Here is an 8013-nt window from a genome sequence, read left to right on the forward strand (position 1 = left end):
ACAAAAATAATTTAGAAAAATTAAAGAAAATTCAATTGGCAAAGTTCAATAACCTATATGATGGTTCTATAAATTTTCCCTATAAAACGCATCCACTTTCTCAATCATTTTCTGTTTTGAATTTTCATCTAAAAAACTTGCTTGAAATGAATTTTTACATAATTGATAAATTTCCTCTTTTGATAAATTTAATGCCTTTGTTATTGAGTGATAATTTTCGTTTATGTCTCCTCCAAAATAAGCAGGATCATCCGAATTAATAGTTACAACAACTCCTTTATCCAACAATTTTTTTAATGGATGTTCTTCTAAATCTTTAACGACTTTTAATTTTAAATTCGACAAGGGACAAAGTGTTAATGGTATTTTTGTTTTAACCAATTCATTTATCAAAGTTGCATCATCTAAGGAATTATTGCCATGGTCAACTCTTGAAACTTTTAGCAAACGCAAAGCTTCCCAAACATATTCTGAAGGACCTTCTTCTCCTGCATGAGCAACTGTCAAAAACCCAAATTGTCTTGCTTTGTCAAAAACATTTTGAAATTTTGAGGGTGGATTTCCAATTTCTGAAGAATCTAAACCAACGGCAGTAATCCAATTTTTATACTTCTTAGCTTCATGCAGTGTATTTATTGCCGATTCCTCATCAAGATGTCTCAGAAAAGACATTATCAATTTTGAACTTATTCCCAACTTACTTTTTGCATCTTCAACTGCTTTATAAATTCCTGTAATTACTGTGCTAAATTTTATTTTCCTGCTTGTATGCGTTTGCGGGTCAAAGAAAATTTCTGTATGACTTATATTTTGTTCTTTTGCTTTTAAAAAATAAGCCCAAGTAAGGTCGTAAAAATCCTGTTCTTCAATTAATACATCAGCTCCTTCATAATAGATTTTCAAAAAATCTTCCAGATTTTCAAAGTTATATGCCTCACTAATTTCTTTTACTGATTTATATTTAATTTTTATATTATTTCTTTCTGCAATTTTAAACATTAGTTCTGCGTCTAATGTTCCTTCAATGTGTAAGTGAAGTTCTGCCTTTGGTATATTTTTGATAAAGTGATTAATCGAATTAGTGTGCATTGTTATAATTAATGTATATATATTTTTTGTTTTATTGAGAATTAAAAAAAATAATCATCGATTGTTATTATCCATAATTACTAATTTTTCTTAAAGTTTTTTCGTCTAAAATTGAAATACTTTTACCATTTAATTCAATTAGTTTATCGTCAATAAATTTCCTAAGAATTCTTGTAGAACCTTCTCTTGACATCCCTGCAATATCAGCAAGCTCTTGTCTCGAAACATTTAAATTAAAATCTTTGTTTCTAAAAACTCTATCGGAGAGGCACAGTAAAACATCCGCTAAACGCCCGTAAGACTGTTTATTTTGAAAACTATAAAATCTAAAATTAACTTGATTAGAATTATCGCATAAAATATTTATAATTTCTGCAGCAAATAATGAGTTTTGTCTTATTAGTTTTCTAATTGTATTTATATCAAATAATCTTACAACCGAATCTTGATAAGCCATTGCGGAATATTGAAAGGTAGAATTTTCACTATGCACTGATGTTAAACCAATTAAATTCCCGGATGAAACTACTTTAAGAGTAAGTGAATTATTATTACCGTCAACATATATTTTTGCTAAACCTTTGCAAAGAAACATTATATGTGAAACAAATGTTCCTTGTTTGCAAATAATTTCCCCTTTTTTGTAAGTAACTTCTGCTTTGTTATTTTCCAATAATAATAATTCATCATCTGTCAAGGCTTCAAAACAACATCTGTTATCCCTTTCTACTGTACAACTAAAATTAAAACTTCCATCAACCATAAGGCTATTTATTAAAAAAAACAAAGATACAACATTAATTAGAAAGTGCATCAAATCACTAATACATCCAATCAATATCACAAAAATAATAGTAATAAGTCAGTTGTAATATCTTGTATGAAAGAATAAGTAGTCTAATCTTTGTGCCTTTTTAAAATTTAAAAATCAAACTTATGGAAATTAAAGAAACATTGGATTGTAAAGGGTTATCATGCCCTATGCCAATAATGAAATTGGCAAAAGCTATGAAAGGTTTAAGTACCGGAGAAATTTTAGAAATGTTAGGAACAGATCCTGGCTCAGCTGCTGATATTCCAAAATGGTGTACCAAATCAGGTAATGAATTACTTGAAACCAAAGAAGAAGAGGGTGGCGTTACAAAATTTTACATAAAGAAAGGCTAATATTATGAGTGAAATCAAAGAAAAAAAAGGAGCTTTAAACGGATTATTTCGTTTGCTTTTCACTAAACATTGGCCTGTATGGGTTGGTGGAATTCTAGCTGGTGTTTTAAATGTACTTATGTTTACAATAAAATCACCATGGAGTGGAAGTGCAGGATATAGTTCTTGGGGAAAAGGCGTTTATAAACTTTTTAACATTTTTGGATTTGAAGGTTCAGGTTCTTTTGTTGATAACAAATGGGCTATGTTAAGCATTATGATTGTTCTCGGTTCGGCTGTTGCTGCATTTTTATCCAAAAGTTTTGCAATTCGAATTCCCCCAAAAGGAGAATTGCTTAAAGGTTTTATTGGAGGTTCACTAATGGCTGTTGGAGCAACCATAGGTATAGGTTGTTCAATCGGTGGATTTTTTAGTGGTGTTCCTGCCCTTTCAGGTGGTGCTATTATGCTCACAATAGGATTATTTCTTGGAACCATTGTAGCCGTTAAATATCTTTTCTGGGAATTAGAAAAATTACCGGGCGTTAGCTCAGGAAAAAGCAAAACTTATTTAGGCGTTACACCAACTACTGGTAAATGGCAAAAATGGGTTGGTGTTATTATAGTATTTATAATTCTTTTTATTGCTTTCACTTATTTTCAAGCCGGACAGAATGTTATCGGTTGGTTTATTATTATTGGTGGTCTTTTAGGCTTGATTTCTCAACGATCTATCTTTTGTATAGTAAGAGCATTCCGTGAGCCATTTATGTCTGGAGATTCTGAAGGTGCTGATGGCATAATTGCAGGTTTAATTGTTGTGCTTTTTGGTTTTGTAATAATAAAATCAATGGGAATTAGTGCAGGAGAAAACCTACACAGAAATATTGAAATGGCTTTTGTCCATCCTAACTTTTGGTTAAGAGGATTAGTCGGTGGATTTATTTTTGGATTAGGAATGACAGTTGCCGGAGGATGTGCTGTGGGAACTCTTTGGAGAATGGGAGAAGGGCAAATAAAACTTTGGTTTTCTGCATTAGGTTTTCTTTTAATTGCTCCTATTTCAGGAAAATTTATCGTTCCTTGGGTTGAAAGTATTATTCCATTTAACATGCAGTTTAAAAGCTATTTGCCAGATTACTTTGGCTACGCTTGGTCGGTTGTTATCGTATTAGGAATACTGCTTATTTGGTATGTATTTGCAAAATGGAATGAAAGAACAGGGAAATTCAGTGCTTTTTAAAAAAAGTGAAATCAATATAAATTAGAAGTTATGAATACAAAGTTATATATATTAGTTTTTGCAAGCCTATTACTAATGATTGGTTGTACAGGAATTTATGAAAATGGAAAAGACCTTGCAAATGCTACAAAAAATCAAATCGAAAAAATTTCTGCTGACGAATTAAAAGATATTCCTGATACAGTTGAATATTATTTAATTGATGTAAGACAAGCAGGCGAATATGCAAAAGGAAACATTGAAGGTTCCTACAGTATTCCTCGTGGAATACTTGAATTTCAAATGACAAGTTCTGACTTTTGGGTTGATGAGTGGTTTTACTACATCCCTAAAAAAGATGATTTAATTGTCATTTATTGTAAATCAGGAGCGAGAGGTACTCTTGCTGTTAAAAGCCTCATGAAGTTGGGTTATACAAATATTAAAAACCTGACAGGAGGTATCATTGCTTATGACCCCGAATTAACTTCGGGTGAACATGCAGTTGAAACCGGAGGCGGTTGTGGTGGTTAAAACTAATTTTTAGTATATTTTATTTAAACCTTTTTAAAAGAAAATTATGAAAAAAATTCTTAATTATTTATTACTCTTTAGCATTGTATCAATGCTAGTTTTTACAAGCTGTAAAGAAGATGAACCAGATCCACCGGATCCAAAATCAGCTTATGAAACACTTTCAGATTATTTGACAGCAAATAGTTTGGAAATTACAGACATCCTTAATAACTGGATAATAACTGCATCTGATATTGATGGTAACGAAGCTGATTATTATATTATGGATATTCGTGGAGCAACTGATTATGGTACTTGTCATATTACAGGTGCTCATAATGTTGCCTATGGAGATGTTGTTACCGAAGCGGCTAATGCAGCTGGCAAGCCAATTGTTGTAGCTTGTTACACAGGACAAGGAGCTGCTCATGCAGTTGTTGCACTTAGATTAAGTGGTTTCCCTAATGCAAAAACATTAAAATGGGGAATGAGTGCATGGAATGTTAAAAATGATAAATGGACAACAGCTAAAAGTGATACTGCAACAGGTCATGCAGGTTGGACAACAGATGCAACTACAGCAGTTGCTGAATTTAGTGCTCCTGATTTAACTGCTACAGCTACTGATGGTGAAGGCATTTTGGAAGAAAGAGTTGGTGTTTTATTAGATGGCGGTTTCAAAGGAATTCCAGCTATTGATGTTTTAACAAATTATGGCGATTATTTTATCAATAATTATTGGGCTCAAGCTGATGTTGATCTTTATGGTCATATCAAAGGTGCTTATCGTATCAACCCAATAAATTTTGTAAATCTTGACCCTTCAAAAACAATTGTTACTTATTGCTGGACAGGACAAACATCCTCAATAATAACAGCATATTTGACAGTTCTTGGCTATGATGCTAAAAGCTTAAAGTTTGGTGCAAACGGAATGATTTATTCCGCATTACAATCACACCAATGGATTGCTTCAGGTTCATATACTTGTGAATAATTACAATACAGGCAATTGTGTAAAAGCACAATTGCCTTTCTTTTTTAAATTAAATTATTTTAATCATGAGAACTCTCTTTATAACAATTAGTATTCTTTTATTCTTTCAATTTAATGTTAAAGCTCAAGGTTGTATGGGCGGAGGAGATGAAGGAGTTAATGTTAAAGGATTTATACAACCTCAATTCGAAAACTATTTTCTTGGTGAAGACGGACTCGGTGAAAGTTTAAACCAAAATAGTTTTACTTTTAACCGTGCTAGAATTGGTTTTGTTGGAACAATACCCTACGACTTTAGCTATTATTTTTTTACAGAGCTAAGTCCTTTTAAAAATAATACACCAAAACTTTTGGATGCCTTTATCACTTATTCTCGTTTTGCACCCTACGCAAAATTTTCTATCGGGCAATTCAAATCCCCTTTTAGTCTGGAGCTAAATACTGCTTGTCATAAGTTGCATACAATTAATCGTTCAGAGGTTGTAACTCAGCTAGCCAGCCCAATGCGTGATTTAGGATTTATGGTTTATGGTGGTGCTGATTCTACTTTTTGGAAATATAAAATTGCCATAATGAACGGTACAGGTATGGGCTTACTTGATGATAACAGAACAAAAGACGTTATCGGAAGATTTACCGTAAACCCATTTGTAAACAATGACAATATGGATTTAAATATTGGTGGTGGATTTAAACTTGGTAAAGTTTCTACAGATCAAGGAGATAAAGATGATATTGTTAAAAATTTTGCAGCAGATATTGAATTTAAATTTAACAATCTTCTAATTCAGGGAGAATACATAATGGGTTCTTATGAAGGTCAAAATACCATAATTCAACCTATTTATGGTGGCTGTGGAAGTGTGATTGGTTACGATACACTTAAACCGGGTACTTACAACAAAGGTGGTTTTTGGGTTCAGGCTATGTACATGACACCCTGGAATATTCAACCTATAATCAAATATGAAATGTATGACCCTGATGTTGATGTTGCTGTTAGTGATTATAATTCAGTAGCTGACCTAAACAACGATCCTGATGTTAGCATGGATTATTTAAAAAATTCGCTTAAAAGAAATATAATAACATTTGGAATTAATTATTTCTTTAACGATTGGACAAGACTTCAAATTAACTATCTGTACCGAATGGAAGAAAGTTCCTCCACAGATTCTTACTTATATTTTGAAGAAGCTAATGATGCAGTTATAATTCAATTGCAAGTTCAATTTTAATCCTTTATTATTAAAAAACTATTATTATGAAAAAACTTATTATTCTTTTAATTTTTATTGCTTTTACAACGAGTTCAATTTTTGCTCAATTAATTACAGCAACAAAGGCAGCTCAACTTTCAAAAAGCAAAAATACCATTATTGTTTCAGCACGAAAACACTCTGATTATACAAAAGTACATATCAAAAATGCTGTGAATGTTGATATCTCTAAATTAGAAACAAAAAAACCTGTAGAGGGAATGTTAAAAAGCACAACTGCTATTGCCTCAATTCTCGGAAAGGCAGGTATTTCAAGAAACAAAACAATTCTTGTTTATTGCAATACAGGAGTTAATGCAGGACGACTTTACTGGATATTAAAATACATGGGTTGCCCTAATGTTTATATGATTAACGGGCACATGAAAGGCTGGCGTGCAGCAAGAAAAGCTGTTACAAGAACAGCAACAAAAGTTAGTCCTACTACTTTTAAGCCTGTAATAAATAAAAGTATTCTTGTAAATAAAAGTTATGTAAAATCAAAATTAAATAGCTCAAGTACTGTGATTGTTGATGTTCGTAAAAAGGAAAAATATGATGCAGGACACATAGGTAAAGCTATTAACATACCTCATAAAAAATTCTTATCAGACACTAAAATCAAATCCACAGCTACATGTAAAAGTATATTTACAGCAGCAGGAGTAACATCTGATAAAGAAATTATTTTATACTGTAAATCAAGTGCCAGAGCAGGTCTTTTATTCTTTATATTAAAGGAACAGCTTAAATATCCTAATGTAAAAGTTTATGACGGTGCTTACAATGAATGGAAATAAATAGAAAAAATTTATAATTATGAAAGTTATTAAAATATCAGTTACATTATTATTTGTTAGTATCTTGTTTTTCAGTTGTCAACAAAAAGATGACAATGTTTATAAGAATGTTGATGAATTGATGAAGGTTGCCAAGCAAGAAATAAATACAATTAAGGTCAAAGATTTTAAAGCAATCTATGATCAAAAAAATGATAATGTGGTAATCGTTGATTGCCGTGAATCAAAGGAATATGCAGAAAAACATATAGCGGGAGCAATTAATGTTCCTCGGGGAATGTTAGAGTTTTCACCAAAACTTTCGGATAGACGGCAAAAATATTATTTTTATTCCAATTCCAATAACAGAGCAACTTTAGCTTGTTATGATTTAAGAAATTTTAAATATAAAAGTATAACTCTTTTAGATGGAGGTTTAAATAAATGGTTGGAGTTATACCCCGAGTTATTTGAAGAAGGACTTGGCGGAGGTGCCAAAGCAGCCCCTGTTAAGGAAGAAAGTGGCGGATGTGGTGGATAATTAGTTTTTAATTTTTTGATAATAAAGTAAATAAAAGCATAGCTTCCTTAGGGTTGCTATGCTTTGTATATTAATCACCGATTTTCACTTTTTTAATAAGCCATAATTTATTCCTAAATTTAGAACAGCTGTTAGCGTAAACTATAGTTCGACTGGTCATAATTTGAACTTTGGCACTATGTTTAACGTGTTGATTATTATTCGTTTACACAATATAGCAAAACGCAGTTTATGACCGCTCAGTATATATATTGTCGCGAAAATATCGAATATTGACCACGTTCGCTGTAGCTTTAGCGGTTGCGAAACAAGGAATTATGAATAATGAAATTTGCTGACCACAAAAATTGCTCAGCATCATCTTTTTACTTAAATTAGAAAAACCAGATTTACATGCAACACAATGGTGGTTTAGAATAATAAATTACTCAAGTTTCGCATAATAATTCTGTGTGCTAACATAT

General features: G+C 31.7%; 9 protein-coding genes. 7 read left to right on the forward strand and 2 right to left on the reverse strand.

What is annotated here, in order from left to right; all coding sequences use genetic code 11:
* Positions 1-66: 66 nt before the first annotated feature.
* Positions 67-1089, reverse strand: a complete 1023-nt coding sequence (locus U9R42_10310; GenBank protein MEA3496415.1) for an adenosine deaminase — start codon at positions 1087-1089, stop codon at positions 67-69.
* 67 nt (positions 1090-1156) lie between these two features.
* Positions 1157-1852, reverse strand: a complete 696-nt coding sequence (locus U9R42_10315; GenBank protein ID MEA3496416.1) for a Crp/Fnr family transcriptional regulator — start codon at positions 1850-1852, stop codon at positions 1157-1159.
* A gap of 173 nt (positions 1853-2025) precedes the next feature.
* On the opposite strand from U9R42_10315, the gene U9R42_10320 reads away from it, so the two are divergent.
* The 7 genes from U9R42_10320 to U9R42_10350 all read left to right on the forward strand — a co-directional run bounded on the left by U9R42_10320 (position 2026) and on the right by U9R42_10350 (position 7549).
* On the forward strand, positions 2026-2256 hold the full coding sequence (locus tag U9R42_10320; protein ID MEA3496417.1) for a sulfurtransferase TusA family protein: 231 nt from the start codon (positions 2026-2028) through the stop codon (positions 2254-2256).
* Between the two features lie 4 nt (positions 2257-2260).
* A complete protein-coding gene (locus U9R42_10325; GenBank protein MEA3496418.1) occupies positions 2261-3478 on the forward strand; it encodes a YeeE/YedE thiosulfate transporter family protein in 1218 nt (405 codons plus the stop codon).
* A gap of 30 nt (positions 3479-3508) precedes the next feature.
* Positions 3509-3991, forward strand: a complete 483-nt coding sequence (locus U9R42_10330) for a rhodanese-like domain-containing protein (protein ID MEA3496419.1) — start codon at positions 3509-3511, stop codon at positions 3989-3991.
* A 46-nt stretch (positions 3992-4037) separates the two neighbouring features.
* Positions 4038-4970: a rhodanese-like domain-containing protein gene (locus U9R42_10335; protein ID MEA3496420.1), complete on the forward strand. Its 933-nt coding sequence runs from the start codon at positions 4038-4040 to the stop codon at positions 4968-4970.
* A 65-nt stretch (positions 4971-5035) separates the two neighbouring features.
* Positions 5036-6208, forward strand: a complete 1173-nt coding sequence (locus U9R42_10340; protein ID MEA3496421.1) for a porin — start codon at positions 5036-5038, stop codon at positions 6206-6208.
* Between the two features lie 26 nt (positions 6209-6234).
* Entirely contained in the window at positions 6235-7029 is a 795-nt protein-coding gene (locus U9R42_10345) for a rhodanese-like domain-containing protein (protein MEA3496422.1), read from the forward strand.
* A gap of 19 nt (positions 7030-7048) precedes the next feature.
* The gene (locus tag U9R42_10350; GenBank protein ID MEA3496423.1) at positions 7049-7549 is read left to right on the forward strand and encodes a rhodanese-like domain-containing protein; all 501 of its coding nucleotides are present in this window, start codon (positions 7049-7051) and stop codon (positions 7547-7549) included.
* Positions 7550-8013: the final 464 nt, after the last annotated feature.

Source organism: Bacteroidota bacterium (assembly GCA_034723125.1).
Classification (GTDB): domain Bacteria; phylum Bacteroidota; class Bacteroidia; order CAILMK01; family JAAYUY01; genus JAYEOP01.

Bases quoted from the DNA above. Each gene is read 5' to 3' on its own strand.
- U9R42_10325 (MEA3496418.1), top strand. From the start codon at position 2,261: ATGAGTGAAATCAAAGAAAAAAAAGGAGCTTTAAACGGATTATTTCGT.
- U9R42_10340 (MEA3496421.1), top strand. From the start codon at position 5,036: ATGAGAACTCTCTTTATAACAATTAGTATTCTTTTATTCTTTCAATTT.
- U9R42_10320 (MEA3496417.1), top strand. From the start codon at position 2,026: ATGGAAATTAAAGAAACATTGGATTGTAAAGGGTTATCATGCCCTATG.
- U9R42_10315 (MEA3496416.1), bottom strand. From the start codon at position 1,852: ATGGTTGATGGAAGTTTTAATTTTAGTTGTACAGTAGAAAGGGATAAC.
- U9R42_10335 (MEA3496420.1), top strand. From the start codon at position 4,038: ATGAAAAAAATTCTTAATTATTTATTACTCTTTAGCATTGTATCAATG.
- U9R42_10350 (MEA3496423.1), top strand. From the start codon at position 7,049: ATGAAAGTTATTAAAATATCAGTTACATTATTATTTGTTAGTATCTTG.
- U9R42_10330 (MEA3496419.1), top strand. From the start codon at position 3,509: ATGAATACAAAGTTATATATATTAGTTTTTGCAAGCCTATTACTAATG.
- U9R42_10310 (MEA3496415.1), bottom strand. From the start codon at position 1,089: ATGCACACTAATTCGATTAATCACTTTATCAAAAATATACCAAAGGCA.
- U9R42_10345 (MEA3496422.1), top strand. From the start codon at position 6,235: ATGAAAAAACTTATTATTCTTTTAATTTTTATTGCTTTTACAACGAGT.